Source organism: uncultured Campylobacter sp. (genome assembly GCF_937890585.1).
Classification (GTDB): Bacteria; Campylobacterota; Campylobacteria; order Campylobacterales; family Campylobacteraceae; genus Campylobacter_A.
Genome location: NZ_CALACG010000021.1, coordinates 1 through 1076, shown reverse-complemented (window position 1 = coordinate 1076; position 1076 = coordinate 1). Strand labels below are relative to the sequence as shown.

Genomic DNA, 1076 nt, shown 5'->3' with positions numbered 1-1076 from the left:
CAATTAGCCCTCAAGATAAAGCTGCAATTGATGAGAAGATTGAAAAGGGCGTCGAGTTTTTAAAAAACACTTGGATACTACAAAAGAGTAAAGACGATGAAGAGGAGGCTAAAAAGCGAGGCTATAAAATTCAAGAGTACATTACCATGCTCGATGTATCAACGGGGGCAAACACCACCCCAAAGCAATATCATGCCGAACTTTACAATAGAATACTAACATTAAAAGAGTATGCAAAAGAGCTAGGCTTTGACATGCCAGTATTTATAACAATTACCCCACCTAGTAGCCTAAAACCACTAAAACAGATACAAATTACTCCAAACTTAATAAAACTAATAGACAATCCAAATTTTAGCGGTGCTCTAGATTATGCAATTAAAGGACGTGAATATATTGGTAATATTTGGCGAAAATTCACCAATCATCAAATATTTAAAGATATTAAAAAGCAGTTTGGAACAAAGCTAATATTCTTAAAAGTTTATGAGCCCTTTTTAGATGGTGCGCCACACTCTCATATAATCTGCTTTATTCCTTCAAGCTTTAAAGAGCGTTTTATAAGAGCTTTTAATAACTGCGTAGGAAAGACCAAAACAGATGTAAAGACAGAGTTTAACGGGGATGTAGGGGGCGTTATAGCCTATATATTTAAGTATGTGTTAAAGAGCTTTATTCATAAAGACGAGAAGCGTTTTATAGATGATGTGGCTTATTGGTATATAAAATTTAATATGCGCCGCTTTTCTACCTCTAGGACCTTAATACCACTAGCGTATTATAGACGCATAAAAGCTGATAAGAAATTTAGAGACATGCTAGAGATGACAAAAGCCTATAAAAATGATATGTTTGAGGTTACTTGCATAGCAAATATGTATAAAAGCTTAATAGGAGAGCGCCTATTAAGTCAAGATCTAAAGCTTTACGAGATTGTTATAAATGTAATAGATGATGAGGGTTTTTTAAACTCGGTTGTAGCCTATAAGCGCAGCGATAAAATAACGATTTGGTTCAAGGATGGTTCTGAAAAGATAATCGATGAGTACACCACCTCAAAATCAGATGTAATAGAT

General features: G+C 34.5%; 1 protein-coding gene. It reads left to right on the top strand.

Annotated features, from left to right (window positions below):
- Positions 1-1076, top strand: a 1076-nt coding sequence (locus tag Q0296_RS00515; RefSeq protein ID WP_298035638.1) for a replication endonuclease, incomplete at both ends; no start/stop codon positions are given.